This window comes from Streptomyces sp. NPDC051776 (assembly GCF_040681345.1).
Lineage (GTDB): Bacteria > Actinomycetota > Actinomycetes > Streptomycetales > Streptomycetaceae > Streptomyces.
In genome coordinates, this window is the sequence record NZ_JBFAYQ010000005.1 from 115,059 (window position 1) to 134,410 (window position 19,352).

15 protein-coding genes are annotated in these 19,352 nt (G+C 71.7%); 10 read left to right on the forward strand and 5 right to left on the reverse strand.

Going from position 1 to position 19,352, the window contains the following annotated elements; translation table 11 throughout:
- Positions 1–162 precede the first annotated feature (162 nt).
- Positions 163–1,581, forward strand: coding sequence for an aldehyde dehydrogenase family protein (locus tag AB0M26_RS06555; RefSeq protein WP_365255480.1), 1,419 nt, complete (start codon positions 163–165; stop codon positions 1,579–1,581).
- A 63-nt stretch (positions 1,582–1,644) separates the two neighbouring features.
- Positions 1,645–2,781 carry a zinc-binding dehydrogenase gene (locus AB0M26_RS06560; protein ID WP_365255483.1) on the forward strand — a complete coding sequence of 379 codons (1,137 nt, stop codon included), beginning with the start codon at positions 1,645–1,647 and terminating at the stop codon, positions 2,779–2,781.
- A 97-nt stretch (positions 2,782–2,878) separates the two neighbouring features.
- Here AB0M26_RS06560 and AB0M26_RS06565 read toward each other — a convergent pair whose 3' ends face one another.
- Positions 2,879–3,535: a TetR/AcrR family transcriptional regulator gene (locus tag AB0M26_RS06565; protein WP_365255486.1), complete on the reverse strand. Its 657-nt coding sequence runs from the start codon at positions 3,533–3,535 to the stop codon at positions 2,879–2,881.
- Between the two features lie 113 nt (positions 3,536–3,648).
- Here AB0M26_RS06565 and AB0M26_RS06570 point away from each other — a divergent pair, with 113 nt between their 5' ends.
- Positions 3,649–4,800, forward strand: coding sequence for an acyl-CoA dehydrogenase family protein (locus tag AB0M26_RS06570; RefSeq protein ID WP_365255489.1), 1,152 nt, complete (start codon positions 3,649–3,651; stop codon positions 4,798–4,800).
- Between the two features lie 279 nt (positions 4,801–5,079).
- Positions 5,080–5,715: a TetR/AcrR family transcriptional regulator gene (locus AB0M26_RS06575; RefSeq protein WP_365255864.1), complete on the forward strand. Its 636-nt coding sequence runs from the start codon at positions 5,080–5,082 to the stop codon at positions 5,713–5,715.
- Positions 5,716–5,771: 56 nt separating this feature from the next.
- On the opposite strand, the gene AB0M26_RS06580 is transcribed toward AB0M26_RS06575, so the two are convergent.
- Positions 5,772–6,233, reverse strand: a complete 462-nt coding sequence (locus tag AB0M26_RS06580; RefSeq protein ID WP_365255492.1) for a MaoC family dehydratase — start codon at positions 6,231–6,233, stop codon at positions 5,772–5,774.
- A gap of 110 nt (positions 6,234–6,343) precedes the next feature.
- On the opposite strand from AB0M26_RS06580, the gene soxR reads away from it, so the two are divergent.
- A complete protein-coding gene (soxR, locus tag AB0M26_RS06585) occupies positions 6,344–6,805 on the forward strand; it encodes a redox-sensitive transcriptional activator SoxR (RefSeq protein ID WP_365255495.1) in 462 nt (153 codons plus the stop codon).
- 79 nt (positions 6,806–6,884) lie between these two features.
- Here the strand turns inward: soxR and AB0M26_RS06590 are convergent, their stop codons facing one another.
- Both AB0M26_RS06590 and AB0M26_RS06595 read right to left on the reverse strand, forming a co-directional pair.
- Complete coding sequence (locus AB0M26_RS06590; RefSeq protein WP_365255498.1) at positions 6,885–8,330, reverse strand: amidase; 1,446 nt, start codon at positions 8,328–8,330, stop codon at positions 6,885–6,887.
- A 430-nt stretch (positions 8,331–8,760) separates the two neighbouring features.
- Positions 8,761–9,366 carry a hypothetical protein gene (locus AB0M26_RS06595; RefSeq protein WP_365255501.1) on the reverse strand — a complete coding sequence of 202 codons (606 nt, stop codon included), beginning with the start codon at positions 9,364–9,366 and terminating at the stop codon, positions 8,761–8,763.
- A gap of 267 nt (positions 9,367–9,633) precedes the next feature.
- Between AB0M26_RS06595 and AB0M26_RS06600 the strand changes: the two genes are divergently transcribed.
- The 3 genes from AB0M26_RS06600 to AB0M26_RS06610 all read left to right on the forward strand — a co-directional run bounded on the left by AB0M26_RS06600 (position 9,634) and on the right by AB0M26_RS06610 (position 15,298).
- The gene (locus AB0M26_RS06600) at positions 9,634–12,528 is read left to right on the forward strand and encodes a penicillin acylase family protein (protein WP_365255504.1); all 2,895 of its coding nucleotides are present in this window, start codon (positions 9,634–9,636) and stop codon (positions 12,526–12,528) included.
- A 372-nt stretch (positions 12,529–12,900) separates the two neighbouring features.
- Positions 12,901–13,809, forward strand: coding sequence for a TIGR01777 family oxidoreductase (locus AB0M26_RS06605; protein WP_365255507.1), 909 nt, complete (start codon positions 12,901–12,903; stop codon positions 13,807–13,809).
- 253 nt (positions 13,810–14,062) lie between these two features.
- Positions 14,063–15,298 (forward strand): CAP domain-containing protein, encoded by a 1,236-nt coding sequence (locus tag AB0M26_RS06610; RefSeq protein ID WP_365255510.1) that lies wholly within the window; start codon positions 14,063–14,065, stop codon positions 15,296–15,298.
- A gap of 178 nt (positions 15,299–15,476) precedes the next feature.
- On the opposite strand, the gene AB0M26_RS06615 is transcribed toward AB0M26_RS06610, so the two are convergent.
- On the reverse strand, positions 15,477–16,784 hold the full coding sequence (locus AB0M26_RS06615) for a DUF1343 domain-containing protein (RefSeq protein WP_365255513.1): 1,308 nt from the start codon (positions 16,782–16,784) through the stop codon (positions 15,477–15,479).
- Between the two features lie 155 nt (positions 16,785–16,939).
- Between AB0M26_RS06615 and AB0M26_RS06620 the strand changes: the two genes are divergently transcribed.
- Both AB0M26_RS06620 and AB0M26_RS06625 read left to right on the forward strand, forming a co-directional pair.
- Positions 16,940–17,692, forward strand: a complete 753-nt coding sequence (locus tag AB0M26_RS06620) for an SDR family oxidoreductase (RefSeq protein ID WP_365255867.1) — start codon at positions 16,940–16,942, stop codon at positions 17,690–17,692.
- The gene (locus AB0M26_RS06625; RefSeq protein ID WP_365255516.1) at positions 17,689–19,344 is read left to right on the forward strand and encodes an AMP-binding protein; all 1,656 of its coding nucleotides are present in this window, start codon (positions 17,689–17,691) and stop codon (positions 19,342–19,344) included. Before AB0M26_RS06620 ends, AB0M26_RS06625 begins: the two co-directional genes overlap by 4 nt.
- Positions 19,345–19,352: the final 8 nt, after the last annotated feature.

Genomic DNA, 19,352 nt, shown 5'->3' on the forward strand with positions numbered 1-19,352 from the left:
CAGGCAACACCCCCAGGCAACACCCCCAGGCAACACCCCCAGGCAATACGCACTCGGAACACGCACCGGGAACATGCACCGGCGACGCGTACCGAGAACACGCACCACGGCCCTCGTACCGAGGACTTGGCACGACAACGCCCGACTGCGCGGGAGGACGCGATGAAGGCCCACGACGGCATGTACATCGACGGGGACTGGCGGCCGTCCGCCGGAAGTTCGACGATCGACGTGGTGAACCCGGCCGACGAGCAGGTCATCGCCAAGGTTCCGGCCGGAACCGCGCGGGACGTCGACTCCGCCGTGGCCGCGGCCCGCGCCGCCTTCCCCGTCTGGGCGGCCACCGCCCCGGCCGACCGCTCCGCGCGCCTCACCGCGCTGCGCGACGCGCTCGCCGCCCGCCGCGACGAGATCGCCGAGACCGTGACCGCCGAACTCGGCGCGCCCATCGGTTTCTCGCGGAAGGTGCACGCGGATCTGCCGATCGCCGTCGCGGGCAGCTACGCCGAACTCGCAGCCTCGTACGCCTTCGAGGAGAAAGTCGGCAATTCCACCATTCTGCATGAACCGGTCGGCGTCGTCGGTGCGATCACCCCGTGGAACTACCCGCTGCACCAGATCGTCGCCAAGGTCGCGCCCGCCCTCGCCGCGGGCTGCACGGTCGTCCTCAAGCCCGCGGAGGACACTCCGCTGGTCGCCCAGCTCTTCGCGGAGGCGGTCCACGAAACGGGCCTGCCCGCCGGGGTGTTCAACCTCGTTACCGGCCTCGGGCCGGTCGCCGGGCAGGCCCTTGCCGAGCACGACGGCGTGGACCTGATCTCCTTCACCGGTTCCACCGCCGTCGGCAGGCGGATCGGAGCGGTCGCCGGTGGCGCGGTCAAGCGGGTCGCCCTCGAACTCGGCGGCAAGTCCGCCAACGTGATCCTCCCGGGCGCGGATCTGACCCGGGCGGTCAAGGCCGGTGTCGCCAACGTCTTCGCCAACTCCGGCCAGACGTGCAGCGCGTGGACCCGCATGCTGGTGGACGCCGCCCGGTACGACGAGGCGGTCGAACTCGCGCAGCAGGCCGCGGCCAAGTACGTCCCCGGCGACCCGGGCCATGCCGAGAGCCGCCTCGGCCCGGTGGTCAGTGCCAAGCAGCGCGACCGCGTCCGCGGATACATCGAGCGCGGTACGGCGGAGGGCGCCCGTGTCGTCGCGGGCGGCCCGGACGCCCCCGGGGGCCGCGAGCGGGGCTACTGGGTCCGCCCGACCGTTTTCGCCGACGTCACCCCCGACATGACCATCGCGCAGGAGGAGATCTTCGGCCCCGTCATCACGATCCTGAAGTACGAGGACGAGGACGACGCGGTGAGGATCGCCAACGGGACGGTGTACGGGCTCGCGGGCGCGGTCTGGTCGGAGGACGAGGAGGAGGCGGTGGCGTTCGCCCGGCGACTCGACACCGGTCAGGTCGACATCAACGGCGGCCGCTTCAACCCCCTTGCCCCGTTCGGTGGTTACAAGCAGTCGGGAGTGGGCCGCGAGCTGGGCGCCCACGGACTGGCCGAGTACCTCCAGACGAAGTCGCTCCAGTTCTGACCGACGCGCCGGCCCGTACACCGCAGACCGGGCCGTCGTCCCCGCTGCCCCCTCGTCCGTCCGATGGCCCCGGTGGACATCGGCCGACCCGATGAACGCCCCTACCCCGAGGGAGAAACCGTGATCCGCGCCGCCGTTCTGCCCGCCGTCAACGCGACGTTGGAACTGCAGGAGATCGATCTCCCGCAACCCGGCCCCGGCCAGGTGCGCGTACGGCTCGCCGCGGCCGGGGTGTGCCACTCCGACCTGTCGTTGTCCAACGGCACCCTGCGCCAGCCCGTACCCGCCGTTCTGGGCCACGAGGGCGCGGGCACCGTCACCGCGGTCGGTGGGGGCGTCACCTCGCACGCGCCCGGTGACCCTGTCGTCCTCAACTGGGCGCCTTCCTGCGGCGATTGCCACTACTGCACGCTCGCCGAGCCCTGGCTGTGCGCCCATGCGATGGCGGGTGCCGCCGTTCCGTATGCGCGTACCGCGGACGGCCGCGACCTCTACCCCGGTCTGAGCAGTGCGGTCTTCGCCGAGGAGACCGTCGTCGCTGCGCACGCCGCACTGCCTGTGCCGGACGGCGTACCGCTCGCGGAGGCCGCACTGCTCGGCTGCGCCGTCCTCACCGGATACGGCGCCATCCACCACGCGTCGCGAGTGCGCGAGGGCGAGTCCGTTGCGGTGTTCGGGGTCGGCGGGGTCGGCCTGGCCGTGATCCAGGCGGCCCGGATCGCTGGAGCGGGACCGATCGTGGCCGTCGATGTCGCCCAGGGCAAGGAGGAGTTGGCACGCAAGGCGGGGGCGACGGACTTCCTGGTCGCCGCCTCCGACACGGCCAAGCGGATCCGGAAGCTCACGGGTGGCCACGGCGCGGACGTCGCCGTCGAGTGCGTGGGCCGTGCCGGGACCATCCGCGCCGCCTGGGACTCGACCCGCCGCGGGGGACGTACCACGGTCGTCGGCATCGGCGGCAAGGAGGAGCAGGTCTCCTTCTCCGCCCTGGAGATCTTCCACTTCGGCCGCACGCTCTCCGGCTGCGTCTACGGCAACTGCGACCCGGCCAGGGACCTTCCGGTGCTCGCCGAGCACATCCGCGCCGGACGGCTGGACCTGGCGGGCATGGTCACGGAACGGATCGGCCTGGACGGCATCCCGGCAGCCTTCGACGCCATGCTCGCCGGTCGCGGCGGCCGCACCCTGGTGGTGTTCTGAGGGGCCCCGCATTGCGCATCCGGCCGAGGTGCGGAACGCGGCACGAGCCGCAACTGCCGGTGGCCAAGGGGCAGTCAGGATCAGCGGGCACCGGCCGTCACTGTTCGCGCACCTGCTCGTACTGGAGGGCCAGTCCGTCCACCAGAGCCGTGAGGCCCGTCTCGAACGCGCCCTCGTCCACCTGCTGCTGATGCTCCGCCAGCAGATGCGCCTGGCCCAAGTGCGGGTAGTCGGCCGGGTCGTACGCGGTCGCGTCGTCGACGAAGCCGCGCGCAAAGGAGCCGAGTGCCGAGCCCGCGACGAAGTAGCGCATCAGGGCGCCGATTCTCGTCGCCTGCGCGGGTGGCCAGCCCGCGCCCACCATGGCGCCGAACACGGCGTCAGCCATCCGCAGCCCGGCGGGCCGGCGGCCGGGGCCGCGGGCGAGGAACGGCACGATGTTGGGGTGCGCGGCCAGGGCGGCACGGTACGAGCGCGCCCACGTCAGCAGCGCCGTACGCCAGTCCGCCCCGGCTCGCGTCCTGGACGCCGCGTCGAACATCGACAGATCGACCTGGCCGACGACCGTGTCCGCGACGGCGTCCAGGATCTCGTCCTTCACCTTGAAGTGGTTGTAGAGCGACGGGCCGCTCACCCCCAGCTCCGCGGCCAGCCGTCGCGTGGACACCGCATCGAGCCCCTCCGCGTCGATCAGCGCCAGGGCAGTCTCCACGATCCGGTCGCGACTGAGCAGGGGCTTGCGGGGGCGGGCCATGCGGCACATAGTAGAGGCCGCCCCGCATAAACTAGCAGCGCTAATTTAAGCGGTGTCCGTTGATGCGGTGCCCGCGGAGTCCACGTCCCCGAGATCCGTGAAAGGTGCGCGCCGTGAACCTTGAGCTCTCCGATGAGCAGGACGCCGTCCGCCGGCTCGCCCGGGACTTCACCGACCGCGAGATCGTCCCCAACGCGGTCGCCTGGGACCGGGCAGAGAGCGTCGACCGCGGCATCGTGAAGAAGCTCGGCGATCTGGGCTTCCTGGGGCTGACCGTTCCCGAGGAGTTCGGCGGCTCCGGCGGGGATCCTCTCTCCTACGTCCTGGTCACGGAGGAACTCGGCCGCGGTGACTCCGCGGTGCGCGGGATCCTGTCCGTCTCCCTCGGCCTGGTCGCCAAATCGATCGCGACATGGGGCACCGACGAGCAGCGGCGGGCGTGGCTGCCGAAGCTCTGCTCCGGCGAGGCCGTCGGCTGCTTCGGCCTCACCGAGCCCGGAACCGGCTCCGATGCCGCCAACCTCACCACCCGCGCTGTCCGCGACGGCGGTGACTGGGTCATCGACGGCGCCAAGATGTTCATCACCAACGGGACTTGGGCCGATGTCGTCCTGCTCTTCGCGCGTACGGGAGAGGAGCCCGGGCACCGGGGCATCAGCGCCTTCCTCGTACCCGCGGACACGCCCGGGCTCGCCCGCCGCGAGATCCACGGCAAGCTCGGGCTGCGCGGCCAGGCCACAGCCGAGTTGGTGCTCGACGGCGTCCGCGTACCCGGTTCCGCCATGATCGCTCCCGAGGGCAAGGGCTTCTCCGTCGCCATGTCGGCACTCGCCAAGGGCCGGATGTCGGTCGCGGCCGGCTGTGTCGGCCTGGCGCAGGCGTGTCTCGACGCGGCTGTACGGTACGCGGGGGAGCGCGAGCAGTTCGGCCGCCCGATCGCCCGTCACCAGCTCGTCCAGGAGCTGATATCCGACATCGCGGTGGACGTCGACGCCGCCCGGCTGCTGACCTGGCGGGTGGCGGACCACATCGAGCGGGGGCTGCCGTACGCCACCGAGTCCTCGATCGCCAAGCTCTTTGCAAGCGAGGCCGCGGTGCGCTGCGCCAACAACGCCCTCCAGGTGTTCGGCGGATACGGCTGCATCGACGAGTACCCGGTGGGCAAACTGTTCAGGGACGCCCGGGTGATGACCCTCTACGAGGGCACCAGCCAGATCCACAAGCTGCTGATCGGGCGTGCGCTGACCGGTGCGTCCGCGTTCTGAAGCGTTCCGGGTCTTCCGGTCGTTCCGAGCCCGGCAGGCCCTTCCGAGCCCGCCCGACCGTTCCGGGCCCGCCCGGCCTGGGCGCCCGTTCCGCGGTCGGCGCACCCGTCGGCGTACGCACACCGACCACCCGTCGGCATACGCACCGACGCACCGACGCACCCGTCCACGTACGCACCGAGGCACCCCGGCCCCCTAAGCGCTTGCTCAGGTTCGGAGGTATGGTGTTCGTCCTGCCGGCGGAGGGCCCGCCGGGCGGAGGAACGGGGCGTGCGTGCGATGGGCACCGAGGCGGAGCGGACGGCCGGGGAGCGGCCCGAACAGTGGGAGGACGTGGCTCCCGGCGCGGCCAGGCGGCTGGTGATCGCCGCCGTCCAGGCCTTCGCCGAGCGCGGATACCACGCGACGACCACCCGTGACATCGCGGGCCGCGCAGGCATGAGCCCGGCCGCCCTCTACATCCACTACAAGACCAAGGAAGAGCTGCTCTACCAGATCAGCAGCGTCGGCCACCGTCTCTCGCTGCGCATCATGCAGGAGGCTGCGACAGGCGGCGGCACCCCCGCCGAACGCCTCGGCACAGCCGTACGCTCCTTCGTCCGCTGGCACGCCGAGCGCCACACCACCGCCCGCGTGGTCCAGTACGAGCTGGGCGCACTGGGCGAGGAGCACTACGCCGAGATCGTGGGCCTGCGCCGCGAGGTCGACGCCACGGTGCGGTCGATCATCCAGGACGGCGTCGACGCGGGCGACTTCGACGTCCCCGACATCCCCGGTACGTCGCTCGCCGTGCTGTCGCTGTGCATCGACGTGGCCCGCTGGTTCAACCCGGAGGGCCGGCGTTCGCCCGACGACGTCGGGAAGTTGTACGCCGACCTCGTCCTGCGCATGGTCGGGTCGGCCCCGCGGGGATGAGGCGCCATGCGCGCCGGTTCACCCGAGTGGCCACGGTCGGACGAAGGTGGCCCCGCCTACAGATAGAAGCGGCTCACCGTCTCCGCGACACACGCCGGCTTCTCGGACCCCTCCCGCTCGACCGTCACGCTCGTCGTGAGCTGGACGCCGCCCTCGACCTCCGTGACGGCTGCGACCTCGGCCGTCGCCCGCACCCGCGAGCCGACCGGCACCGGCGAGGGGAAACGCACCTTGTTCGAGCCGTAGTTGACGCCCATCCGCACGCCCTCGACCCGCATGAGCTGCGGTACGAGCGCGGGCAGCAGCGACAGCGTGAGGTATCCGTGGGCGATGGTGGTGCCGAACGGCCCCGCCGCCGCCTTCTCCGGGTCGACGTGGATCCACTGGTGGTCACCGGTGGCATCCGCGAACAGGTCAATCCGCTTCTGGTCGATCTCCAGCCAGTCGCTGAAGCCGAGCTGCTGTCCCACCGCGGACCGCAGTTCGTCGAGCGATGAGAAGACCCGGGGTTCCGCCATCTTCATGACCTCCAGTGGCCACCGGTACGTACTAAGCGGTTGCTCAGTACGCTCAGCATGGTTCCGGGCAGAGCATCTGTCAACGCATCGCCGACGTAGGGTTGGGACCTGTGCCGCAAATTCCCCACTCCGTGTCCGAACTCACCGTCGGCCAGCTCTCCGCGCGCAGCGGAGCAGCGGTGTCGGCGCTGCACTTCTACGAGAACAAGGGCCTGATCAACAGCAGGCGCACCTCCGGCAACCAGCGCCGCTACAGCCGTGACACCCTGCGCCGGGTCGCCTTCATCCGCGCGGCACAGCGCGTCGGCATCCCGCTCGCCACGATCCGCGACGCGCTGGCCGAGCTGCCCGACGAGCGCACCCCCAACCGCGAGGACTGGGCGCGGCTCTCCGAGGCCTGGCGCTCCGAGCTGGACCAGCGCATCCAGCAGCTCAACCGGCTGCGCGACCACCTCACCGACTGCATCGGCTGCGGCTGTCTGTCGCTCGACAAGTGCGTGCTGTCCAACCCGGACGACCGTCTGGGCGAAGGCGGCGACGGTTCCCGGCTGATGGTCGAGCGCAAGCGCTGAGCCACCCTCCGGGTATCGCTCCCAGGGGGTGGCCGGCATCGTCACCGTAGGGCCGCAGGCTCCGCGCCCCGCACGACCGTCACCAGACGGCAGGCCGCCGTCCCACCCAGGGGCGGGCCTCCTCCAACTCCGCGGAGAGGGAGATCAGCTTCGTCTCCTCGCCGTATCGGCCGCCCAGCATCACCCCGATCGGCAACTCCTCGTCCGTCCAGTGGAGCGGGAGGCTGACCGCCGGCTGGCCGGTGGCGTTGTAGATCGGAGTGAAGGGGGTGTACGCGGCCAGGGCGGCGAACTCGGCCTCGGGGTCGTCGTCATTGCGCAACTCACCCACCAGGGCCGGGGGTTGGGCGAGTGTCGGGGTGAGGATCGCGTCGTAGCCCGTCCCCGGGGCGAGCAGGGCGTCAGCGACCATCTGGCCGAGCATGCGGAACGCGTACAGCGCATCGGCGAAGCCGTGGCCCGAGACGGCGCGGCCGCGCTCGCGCAGATGGCGTGTGAGGGGCAGCAGCAGGCCCTCGGCGCCGGGCGGGACGGGACGGGCGAGTGCCATCACGTCCCATACGGCCGAGAAGGCGCGCCGTACGGTGTCGTCCACCGGAAGCTCCAACTCGTCCACGTGGTGGCCGAGTTCGCGCAGCAGGTCGGCTGCGGAGCCGCCCGCCGCGCGGCAGTCGGGGTGCATCTCCACGCCGGGCAGGGGCGGGCTGAGCAGCGAGACCACGCGGAGCCGGTCTTCGGGGCGGCGGCGGGCGGCCGCGAGGAATGTCTCGCCGGCGGGCAGGGAGGGGGCGCCGTAAGGGTCGCCCGGCATTGGCCCGGCGAGCGCGTCGAGCAGGGCCGCGGCATCCGCGACCGTACGGGCGATGGGGCCCGATGTGGCGAGCCCGCTGACGTCGTGCAGGAGCGGGCCCCCGCTGACCCGGCCGCGGCTCGGCTTGATGCCGAAGAGGCCGCACACCGAGGAGGGAATGCGGATCGAGCCGCCGCCGTCGCTGCCGTGCGCGAGGGGGGCCAGGCCGCCCGCGACCGCCGCGGCCGCGCCGCCGCTCGACCCTCCGGCCGACCGGTCGAGATCCCAGGGCGTACGGGCCGGGGGCGCGAGCCGGCCCTCGGTGTAGCAGGGCAGTCCGAATTCGGGGGTGTTGGTCTTGCCGAGCATGATCGTGCCCGCGGCGCGGAGCTTGGTCACCACATGGTCGTCGGCGTCCGGTATGTGGTCGGAGAACACCTCGGAACCGTAGGTGCAGCGCACACCGGCGACCGGATTGAGGTCCTTCACCGGCACCGGTACGCCGTGCAGTGGCGGCAGTGCCCGGCCCTCCTCGAGAGCGGCACGCGCGGCGGTCTCGGCCTCGGCGGCCTGCTTGCGGGCGATCTCGGGCGTAACGGTGATGAACGCCCCGAGTTCTGCGTCCAGTTGGTCGATGCGGTGCAGATAGTGCTCGGTGAGGTCCACCGGCGAGAGAGTCCCTTGCCGGATCCTCTCCGCCTGCTCGAGCGCTGTCAGGTCGTGCAGTTCGGCCATGCCCGTCCGTCCTCTCGGCGACTTGGGCGATCGTCGCACTACTGGCAGGTAGGGGACCAGACCCCCGGCCGGAGCAGTCGCGGGGCGCGACGGTGACGGCGCGGCCCGCGTCAGCCGGTGGAGAGGTTGCCGCGGCTTGGGCGCCGGTCCGCACACGCCGTGTGCGAACGGGCCGCCGGACCAGGTGATCACCGTGAGCGGGCGCCATACCGGGCCCGGCCTGCCGCAAGGGCATATCCATGGTGCTGCGGAAGGCCGCCGCAGCATGGCGGTTCCGGCCCCTTCGCCGCCGGCCCCTGGCGGACGTGGGCCGGTGCGGGTGCGTCATCGGGCGACCGCAGGAACCGGCAGGTGTGGAACCGGCAGGTGGCACCGGCGGTTGCGGCCGGTGTGGACCGGCAGGTGTGGGGACGACCCGGCGGGCCGGAGGTCAGGAGACCAGCGCGGCTCTCCGCGATCTTCTTGCCGCCATCAGCGCCTCCGGCGTCAGCACGGCCTCGGGCACGACGATGCCGCAGGTGGTGCAGACCGGCCCCGAGCCCGGGTGATGCCCCAGGCCCGACCGCCAGTCGATGCCGTCCTCCGCGCAGACCGGGCAGACGGACCGGGGCTCGGACTCCAGCGCGGTCACCAGACGGCGGACGACGACGGGGAGCGGGGAGGTGGGGTGGTGCAGGGGGTCGTCGCACCAGGCGACTCCGTACCCGCCCCAGGTGCGTCGATGCCAGTCGTCCAAGGCGCCGGGCTGGCGCATGCCGGCGTGCTTCTCGCGCCTGCGCCGTTCCGCGAATCGCACGTCGTAGGCGAGCCATTCGGTGCGGGCCTCTTCCAACTCGGCCAGCGCGGCGACGAGCCGCTCCGGGTCGGGCCGCCGATCATTGGTGCCGATACCGACCCGGACGCACAGATGGTGCCAGGTCGCCCGGTGACCGTACGGGGCGAATTTCTCCAGGCACTTGCGCAGGGCGGTCCTCCGCTGCTGGGTCGCAACCCTCGGGTCGCGCACGTGATCGGCGAGGCTTCTGAATCCGGCCATCTTCCTTGCCACCTCCGTGACTCGTCCGCCGGCGTTGAGGCGATAAGGGATGGACGAATGGGAGCCCGAAATGGATCCAATCGAACATGCTCACGAATGGCAATTCGGCCATGGGTAGTCCGCTTTGCGTTTCTTGTGGTGACTTCGGCGTGATGATTGTGGAGATCCCAGGAGAAGTTGACGGCTCCTCACTTCCGTCTTCCGGTCTTTTTCTACCGGCGGTAACCTCCGGCCACCGTCTTGGGATCCGTCCTTGGAGGAGCAGGAATGCGATTGCGCACCCCACGCGTCACCGCCCTGCTCGCGCTGGTTGCCGGACTGGTCGCGCCCTTGCAGCCGACCGCAGCAGCCGCAGAGCCGAGCAGCCCATCCGCCGCCGCCGACCACTGCGGGAGTCAGTGCGCCGACATCCTCCCGCCGGGCGAGAACGGCAACGCCACGCTCGTCGAGATCCTGGCCCACCGCGTCTTCGGCACCCGGCCCGCCCACAGCTCCGACCAACTCGGCCCCTACAACGACCTCGTCGCAGGACAGGACAGCCTGACCGACGAGAAGCTGGCACGGTTCTTCAACGACGCCTCCTTCGGCGTCTCTCAGGACCAGGTCGCCTCGGTCGCCCGCCCCCGCGCGGACGTGACCATCACGCGCGACAAGAAGACGGGCGTCCCGCACATCCAGGGCACCACGCGCGAAGGCACCGAGTTCGGTGCCGGATACGCGGCCGGGCAGGACCGGCTCTGGCTGATCGACCTCTTCAGGCACATCGGTCGCGGGCAGCTCACCCCCTTCGCGGGCGGCGCGCCCGCCAATCAGGGTCTGGAGCAGCAGTTTTGGCCGCTCGCCCCGTACACCGAGAAGGACCTCGAGGACCAGATCGACCGGATCATCGACACCGGCGGCGAGCGCGGCAAGCAGGCCATGGCGGACGCACAGGCGTACATCGACGGCCTCAACGCCTATCGCGAGAAGTCCAAGAACGGGCGCTACTTCCCCGGCGAATACGTCCTGACCGGCCATATCGACGCCATCACCAACCACGGCGAGATCGAGCCCTTCAAGCTCACCGACCTGATCGCCCTCGCCTCCGTGGTCGGCGGACTGTTCGGCAACGGCGGCGGCGGAGAGGTCGAGTCGGCGCTCTCCCTGCTCGCCGCCCAGCAGAAGTACGGTGTCGCCGAGGGCACCGAGGTGTGGGAGTCCTTCCGGATGCGCAACGATCCGGAGGCAGCGCTGACCGTCCACGACGGGGAGCGATTCCCGTACGCCGGCAAGCCCGACACGGCGCGCGGCACCGCGATGCCCGACCCCGGCTCGGTCACGCGCGAGCCGCTGGTGTTCGACCGCACCGGCGCGGCGAAGAGCGCGGCGGCGAAGAGCCGAGCGAAGAACGGTGCTGCCAAGAAGGATGCGGCCGGGCGGGATGCCGCCAGATACGGTGCCACGTCCGGGACGGTACCCAGGGACCCGGTGAGGGCCCCGGAGAAACTGAAGCCGCTCCAGGGCATGTTCAATGACGGAGTGCTGCCCGGCGACCTCTTCTCCGGCCCCCGGCGCGGCATGTCCAACGCCCTGCTCGTCTCCGGCAAGCACACCGCGAGCGGCAACCCGGTCGCCGTCTTCGGGCCCCAGACCGGCTACTTCGCACCGCAGCTCCTGATGCTCCAGGAGCTTCAAGGCCCCGGCATCAGCGCGCGCGGCGCCTCCTTCGCGGGCATCGGGATGTACATCCAGCTCGGCCGAGGCCAGGACTACGCGTGGAGCGCGACCTCCGCCTCGCAGGACATGACCGACACCTACGCCGTCGAGCTGTGCGAACCCGACGGCTCCACCCCGGACAAGGACTCCACGCACTACCGCCACCACGGCGCCTGCGAGCCGATGGAGAAGCTGGAGCTGTACAACGCGTGGAAGCCGTCCCTGGCCGACTCCACCGCCGCGGGCTCCTATCGCATGCAGGTGTATCGCACCGAGTACGGCACCGTGACGCACCGTGCCACCATCGACGGCAAGCCCGTGGCGTACACCCTGCTGCGCTCCACCTACCGTCACGAGGCCGACTCGATCATCGGCTTCCAGATGCTCAACGACCCCGGGTACGTCAAGGACGCCGCTTCCTTCCAGCGCGCGACCCAGCACATCGGCTACGCCTTCAACTGGTTCTACGCCGACTCCCGGCAGGCCGCGTACTACAACAGCGGCCTGAACCCCGTACGCGCCGACGACGTCGATCCCTCGCTGCCCGTCCGTGGCGAGAAGCCCTACGAGTGGCGGGACTTCGAACCGGCGGCCAACACCGCCGCGTACACCCCGCCCGAACAGCACCCCCAGTCCGTCGGCCAGGACTACTACATCTCCTGGAACAACAAACAGGCCCTGGAGTACTCCTCCGCGGGATTCGGCAACGGCTCGATCCACCGCGGCGACCTGCTGGAGGACCGGGTCGGCGCACTGGTGAAGCGGGGCGGCGTCACCCGGGCCGCGCTGACCCGCGCCATGGCGGACGCCGCGCTCGCCGATCTCCGCGGCGAGGACGTCCTGCCGGAACTGCTCGAGGTCCTCCGCAGCGGACCGATCACCGACCCGCAACTGGCCGACGCCGTACTGGCGTTGGAGTCATGGAGGGACGCAGGCGCGGAACGGCGTGAAACCGCCGCCGGGTCGCGCACCTACACCCACCCCGACGCCGTGCGCATCATGGACGCCTGGTGGCCGCTGCTCGTCGAGGCCGAGTTCGAACCGGGCCTGGGCGCCGGGCTCTACGACGCGCTGCGCGCCAACCTGCCGGTCGACGAGTCCCCGTCGGCGAGCCACGGGCCCACGGGGGCGCACGCGGGCTCCTCCTTCCAGTTCGGCTGGTGGAGCTATGTCGACAAGGACCTCCGCCAGGTGCTCGGTGAGCCGGTGAAGGGGCGGCTCGCGAAGACGTACTGCGGCAACGGCGACCTGTCGGCCTGCCGCGACACGCTGCTGACGAGCCTGCGGCAGGCCGTCGACAGGCCGGCGAACGAGGTCTATCCGGGCGACGGCGCCTGCAAGGCGGGCGATCAGTGGTGCGCCGACGCGATCGTGCACCGCGCGGTCGGCGGAATCACCCACGACCCGATCCACTGGCAGAACCGGCCGACCTTCCAGCAGGTGGTGGAGTTCCCCGAGCACCGCTGAGCGGGGAGAGCCGAGGGCCGCCCGGGGCGAACGGGCCCGGGCGGCCCGCTGCGTGTGGGCCCCCGCTCGGGCTCCGGAGGGTTGGCGCGGGACCGTCATTTTCACGACGGGACGACCAGCCCGCTCGTACGCGGCATGTCGTCCTTCACCTTCTCGGACAAGGCCGACGATGCCCAGAGCTGCGTTCTGCGGATCATGGGCATTCCCGTGGATTCCTGACGCCGACAGGGCGCGTCCGTGGGTGGGCCACGGGCCGTGACCGATGGGGCGGCCCGCGGGCCGGCGCCCGCCGGAACGACCCCGGCACCGGTCACCGGCCGGGCAAGCCCTACGCTGCGACCGTGGGCGCGGTCCACGCGGCGAGGAGGCACGATGAAGGTCGTACTGGCGGGCGGCACGGGCGCTCTGGGGCGGCGCATCGCCGCCGACCTGACCGAGCACGGCCACGAGGTCGTCGTCCTCACCCGGTCAGCACGCCCCGATTTCCCGTACCGCCAGGTGACCTGGGACGGGGCGTCGGTCGGGCCTTGGGCGGCCGAGTTGGAAGGCGCCGCGCTCGTCAACCTCGCCGGTGAACTCGTCGACCGGAGGCCCACCGCGGCCAACATCGAGCTGCTGACCCGCTCCCGGGTGGCCCCGACCGCTGCACTGGCCGAAGCCGCGGCCGGTCTCACCTCACCGCCGGGCGTCTGGGTGCAGATGAGCACGCTGGCCATCTACGGTGACGGCGGCGAGAGCGTGCTGGACGAGCAGGCGCCGCCCGCGGACGGCCCGCCGCAGCTGGCCGGAGTGGCGCGCGCGTGGGAGGCGGCCGCAGTCGGTGCACCCGCCGGGCGGCAGGTGGTGCTGCGGACCGCGGTGGTCCTGGACCGGGACACACCGGCGCTGGACCGTATCGCCGGGCTCGCCCGATGGGGGCTGGGCGGCCGTATCGGCACCGGGCGCCAGTGGATGAGCTGGCTGCACATCGACGATCTGCTCGCCGTGGTCCGGCTGGCGCTGAGCGACCCGGCCCTGAGCGGGGTCCTCCACGCCACCAGCCCGAACCCCGTCCGCAACGCCGAACTCATGGCCGCCCTGCGGGACGTACTGCGCCGTCCGCCCGCCCCTCCCACCCCGGCCTGGATGGCCCGGGCGGGGGCCGTGCTGATGCGCTCGGACCCGGCGCTCGCGCTCACCGGACGCCGCTGCGTCCCGGCACGGCTGACCGAACGGGGCTTCACCTTCCACCATCCCCACCTGCGTCCCGCGCTCGACGACCTTCTTCGACGACCAGGCTGAAAAGCGCGAGGGGGCCGGTGGCCGGTTGCCGTATGCCGCCTGCCGGCACGGGCCCCACGAGCTGTACCGCCGGATCCGGCATTGTTCATGGTCCGTCGGCGCAGTGCAGTTGCCCGATCGGACGACGGGGCATGCGACCCCCATGCCGCTCAGGTACCCATTGACCATGGACTTCCACACCGGCTTTCAGCGCCCTCTCCGAGTACGTCCGCGACGTGGGTGCGGCAGAGGCGGAGCGCGGCTGCGGTTCGTCGTGCCCGCCGCGGTACTGGCAGCGACCCTGGGTCTGCCCGCGGGCAACGCCTGGACCGCCACCGATCCGCCACCCGCCGCGGCGGGCGGTGATGAGGCCGGTCTGCCCGGCGCACCGGGGGAGCCGGACCGGCCGAGGCAGCAGGACGGATCCGCCGAGGCCGACGTGACCGGTGCCGCACACGACGGCGCGGGTGACGACCATCCGCCGGAGGACGGTTCGGTCTCCCACGTGTGGACGTGGGACCAGATGTGGGAGCTGGACCGCGAGACCGGGCGGCCCGGCGATCCGTCGGCGGAGTCCGGTACAGCGTCAGCGTCTCGGCCCGAAAGCGGACCTGCGCACCAACAGGCGCAGACCCCGGAGTCGCAGTCGTCGGAGTCGCAGCCCTCGGCACCGCAGGCCCAGCCCGCGCAGCCCCCGGCGCAGTCCTCCGATCAGCAGCCGCAGTCGCAGCCCGCAGCGCCGGAGCCGGTGGCTCAGCAGCCGTCGAAACCCGCGCAACCGGAGTCCCGCCCAGCTCAGCAGGACTCCCAGGCCGCGCAGGGCCGGACGCCGAACCACCGGCCCGCCGCGGAGCAGCCCGCCCGGACCCCGTCCGCCGACGTCGAGCCGCCGAGGGAGCCCGAGCGGCGCCCCTCCGCGCGGCCCAGGGCACCACGGGAGCACGAGCGCCGCCCGGCCGCCAAGCCCAGGGCCCCGCGCAAGCACGAGCGTCGTCCCTCCAGCAGGCCCAAGACCTCCCGTGCCGTCCTGGACGGGGGGTCCGCGTCCGCCATCGCCGACGCCAAGTCACCCGCCAACGGCCGGGCGACGGAAGCGAAGCAGAAGTCCGGTGTGCTGCGAAGTGCGGCGCGCCAGGTGGTCCGGCTCATCAACGCCAAGCGGACCCAGGCCGGTTGTCAGCCGCTGCGCGTCAGCCGCAGGCTCTCGCAGGCCGCGGGCGGCCACGCCGACACCATGGCGAAGTCCGGCATCCTGTCCCACACCGCTCCGGATGGTTCGCGCCCGAGTACGCGCGCCGTGCGGGCCGGGTACGACGGCTGGTCCGCCATCGGGGAGAACATCGCGCGCGGCCAGGCCAGCCCCGCCGAGGTCACGCAGGACTGGATGAACAGCCCCGGACACCGGGCCAACATCCTCAACTGCAGCTACGAGGAGGTCGGCGTCGGCGTCCGCGAGGGCGGCCCCAACGGACGCTATTGGGCGCAGAGCTTCGGAACCCGGCGGAGCTGAGGCCCGTACGGGCCAGCAGCACGTACGGCGGGCGAGACCGCGGCCGCGACTCAGCCTCCCGTCCCGCGACGAGAGTGACGAGAGTACCGACGCACAGCCGGGGGGAGCCCGGTCCGGGACCGGACTCCCCAGGGGACACAGCGCTGGTTGAGCGGGGTCCGTCGTGCGCGGGCCCCGCTCAGTGGTACCTGAGGTACTTCTTCCGTACGGCCCGGAAGTCCGCGAGCCGCTCCCGCCAGGCCCGTTCGACCTCGTCCGGGTCAGTTCCGCCGTCGATCATCGTGCGGACGGTCGCCGAACCGGTCAGCTTGTCGATCCATTTGTCCTCACGCCAGGCGAAACCGCTCCACACCCGTTTCGCGGTGACCAGCAGCCCGATGCCGCTGCGCACCGGGTCGTACGCCTCCCGGTCGTGGACGTGGAGCTGCACGCCTCCCACGGTCTTGCCCTGGAACTTCGAGAACGTGGGCGTGAAGTACGCCTCGCGGAAGCGGACACCCGGCAGGTCCAGCTCGTTCGCGGCCTTGGCCCACCGGCGGTCGATGCCGTCCGCGCCGAGCAGTTCGAACGGGCGGGTCGTGCCGCGCCCCTCGGACAGGTTGGTGCCCTCGAACAGGCAGGTGCCGGAGTAGACGAGTGCGGTATCCGGCGTCGGCATGTTGGGACTCGGCGGCACCCACGGCAGGCCGGTGGCGTCGTAGAAGTCCCTCCGACGCCAGCCCGACATCTCCACGATCTCCAGATCGGCCGCCCGCCCGGCGGCCCCCGGCACGAACTCGGCGTTGAACAGCAACGCCAGCTCGGCCACCGTCATGCCGTGCGCCTGGGCGATCGGTTCGCGCCCGACGAAGGTCGCGTAGGCCTTGTCGAGCACCGGGCCGTACGCGTCCCGCCCGGTGACCGGATTCGGGCGGTCCAGGACGACGACGCGCTTGCCCGCGAGCACCGCCGCGACCATGCAGTCGTAGAGGGTCCAGATGTAGGTGTAGAAGCGCGCGCCCGCGTCCTGGATGTCGAAGACGACGGTGTCCACGCCCGACTCGGTGAAGATGTCGGCCAGTGCCTGCCCGCTCTTCTGGTAGGTGTCGAAGACCGGAAGCCCCGTAGCGGGGTCGTCGTAGCGCCCCTCGGATCCACCGGCCTGGGCCGTGCCGCGGAAACCGTGCTCGGGGCCGAAGACAGCGGTCAGATTCACCCGGTCGTCGGGGTGCATGACGTCCACGATGTGGCGGACGTCCGAGGTGATGCCGGTCGGGTTCGTCACCATGCCCACGCGCTGTCCGTTCAGCAGCCGGTAGCCCGACGCCGCCAGCCGGTCGAAGCCCGTACGCACTTGTCCGTGGCCGCCGCCCGCTGATTCCCCGCCCCCGCCGCGCCACCGCTCGGCCCCCGATGCCGGACCGACCCCGACCGCGAGGGCCCCCGCGGTGCCAGTGGCGGCCAGCAGTCTCCGTCTGGACAGATTCGATTCCGCAGAAGTCGACATGTCCGCGCACGCTAGCGCCCCTGGCCGCCGGGCGGAACGACCGCTGCAGGCCGTGGCCCCCTCTTCCGTGGCAACATACCGACTGGTTAGTCTGTGGCGATCGAGCCGTGCCTGAGCCGAGTCGAAGGAGCCGCGACGTGACCGACGGAAAGACGCTGGAAGATGCCGGAGTCGTCGTCACCGGAGCCGGGGGAGGGATCGGGGCGGCGCTCGCCCGCAGGTTCGCCGCGGAGGGCGCCCGGGTCGTCGTCAACGATCTGGACGCGGACAGGGCCAAGGCCGTCGCCGAGGAGATCGGCGGCACGGCCGTCCCCGGCGACGCCTCCGGCATCGTCGCCGACGCCCGCGACGCGCTGGGCGGAACCGTCGACATCTACTGCGCCAACGCCGGGCTCGCCTCGGGCGGCGACGAGGACGCCGACGAGGACGTGTGGGCCGCCGCCTGGGACGTCAACGTCATGGCCCACGTCAGAGCGGCGCGCGCACTGCTGCCCGCATGGCTCGAACGGGGCCGCGGGCGCTTCGTGTCCACCGTCTCCGCGGCCGGGCTGCTGACCATGATCGGAGCGGCGCCGTACAGCGTCACCAAGCACGGCGCCCTCGCCTTCGCCGAGTGGCTCTCCCTCACCTATCGCCACCGGGGCATCGAGGTGCACGCGATCTGCCCCCAAGGGGTCCGTACGGACATGCTGACCGCGGCCGGCAGCGCGGGCGAGATCGTACTGGCCCCCACCGCCATCGAACCCGAGGACGTCGCGGACGCCCTCTTCGACGCGATGGCCGAGGGCCGCTTCCTGGTCCTCCCGCACGCCGAGGTCGCAGGCTTCTACGTGGCGCGCGCCACCGAGAACGACCGCTGGCTCGACCGGATGAACCACGTTCAGCAGAAGTGGGAGGCCGCCCGGTGACCCCCTCGGTCTACGCCGCCCGGCCCTGGCTGTCCCTGCTCACCGACGCCCAGCGTGCCCCCGCCACCCCGCCCGAGACCGTCCTGCACGCCTTCCGCGAACGGGCACGCTCCCACCCCGCAACCACCGCGCTGGCCTACTTCGACGGGCGGATCGACTACGAGGAGGCCGACGCGCTGTCCGACGCCCTCGCCGGACACCTCGCCGGGCGCGGCTTCGGGCGCGGCGACCGGCTGGCGGTCGTCCTGCAGAATGTTCCGCAGTTCGCGCTGGCGGTGCTCGGGGCGTGGAAGGCGGGCGGAACGGTCGTACCGGTCAACCCCATGTACAAGGAACGGGAGGTCGCACACGTCCTCGCCGACGCCGAGGTGACCGCGCTGGTCTGCGCGGACCGGGCCTGGGAGTCGTATCTGCGCACCACGGCCGAGGATTCGCCCGTCCGCATCGTGCTGACGACCAGTGAGTTCGACCTGCAGAAAAGGAACGACGAGCGCGTCCTGCGCGGCGAGCGCATACCGGTGCCCGCCGGCGCGGAGGACTTGCTCGAGGCCGCCCGCCGCGGCGCCCCGGCACCTGCGGACCGGGAGCCCTCCGCCGGTGACATCGCGCTGATCAGCTATACCTCGGGCACCAGCGGCACCCCCAAGGGCGCCATGAACACCCACGGCAACATCGCATACAACGCGGAACGCCAGCGCACCGGCCTCGATCTGCCCGAAGGCTCGACCTACTTCGGGCTCGCCCCGCTCTTCCACATCACCGGCATGGTCTGCGAACTGTGCGCCTGCCTCGCGAGTGGCGGCACGCTCGCCCTCGCCTACCGCTTCGAGCCCGGTGTCGTCCTCGACGCCTTCGCCGAGCACCGGCCCGCCTACACCGTCGGTCCCTCCACGGCCTTCATGGCCCTGGCCGCCCACCCGGACTGCACCCCGGACCACTTCGCCTCCTTCTCGATGATCTCCTCCGGCGGAGCGCCGCTCCCGCCCGCGCTGGTCGAGAAGTTCCGGGCGGGCTTCGGCCCGTACATCCGCAACGGCTACGGGCTCACCGAGTGCACCGCCCCCTGCGCCAGCGTCCCGCCCCAGCGCGAGGCCCCGGTCGACCCGGCGTCGGGCACACTGTCCGTCGGAGTACCGGGGCCCGACACGGTGGTGCGGATCGTGGACGACCACGGCGAGGACGTCCCGTTCGGCGAACAGGGCGAGATCGCGGTACGCGGCCCGATGGTCGTGCCGGGCTACTGGCGTCTGCCGGAGGCCAGTGCGGAGGCCCTTCCGGACGGCGAGCTGCGCACCGGCGACATCGGCTTCATGGACGAGCAGGGCTGGCTGTACGTCGTCGACCGGAAGAAGGACATGATCAACGCGTCCGGCTTCAAGGTGTGGCCGCGCGAGGTCGAGGACGTCCTCTACACCCATCCGGCCGTGCGCGAGGCGGCAGTGGTCGGTGTGCCCGATGCCTACCGCGGCGAGACGGTGAAGGCGTACGTCAGCCTGCGCCCGGGTGCGGAGGCAGAACCGCAGGAACTGGCCGCGTACTGCAAGGAACGGCTCGCGGCATTCAAGTATCCGCGCGATGTGGAGATCCTGCCGGAGCTGCCGAAGACGACAAGTGGGAAGATCCTCCGGCGGGAACTGCGATCCCGCGCATAGCGGGCACG

Bases quoted from the DNA above. Each gene is read 5' to 3' on its own strand.
- AB0M26_RS06615 (WP_365255513.1), bottom strand. From the start codon at position 16,784: ATGTCGACTTCTGCGGAATCGAATCTGTCCAGACGGAGACTGCTGGCC.
- AB0M26_RS06605 (WP_365255507.1), top strand. From the start codon at position 12,901: ATGAAGGTCGTACTGGCGGGCGGCACGGGCGCTCTGGGGCGGCGCATC.
- AB0M26_RS06600 (WP_365255504.1), top strand. From the start codon at position 9,634: ATGCGATTGCGCACCCCACGCGTCACCGCCCTGCTCGCGCTGGTTGCC.
- AB0M26_RS06590 (WP_365255498.1), bottom strand. From the start codon at position 8,330: ATGGCCGAACTGCACGACCTGACAGCGCTCGAGCAGGCGGAGAGGATC.
- AB0M26_RS06595 (WP_365255501.1), bottom strand. From the start codon at position 9,366: ATGGCCGGATTCAGAAGCCTCGCCGATCACGTGCGCGACCCGAGGGTT.
- AB0M26_RS06575 (WP_365255864.1), top strand. From the start codon at position 5,080: ATGGGCACCGAGGCGGAGCGGACGGCCGGGGAGCGGCCCGAACAGTGG.
- AB0M26_RS06560 (WP_365255483.1), top strand. From the start codon at position 1,645: ATGGCCCCGGTGGACATCGGCCGACCCGATGAACGCCCCTACCCCGAG.
- AB0M26_RS06580 (WP_365255492.1), bottom strand. From the start codon at position 6,233: ATGGCGGAACCCCGGGTCTTCTCATCGCTCGACGAACTGCGGTCCGCG.
- AB0M26_RS06565 (WP_365255486.1), bottom strand. From the start codon at position 3,535: ATGGCCCGCCCCCGCAAGCCCCTGCTCAGTCGCGACCGGATCGTGGAG.
- AB0M26_RS06555 (WP_365255480.1), top strand. From the start codon at position 163: ATGAAGGCCCACGACGGCATGTACATCGACGGGGACTGGCGGCCGTCC.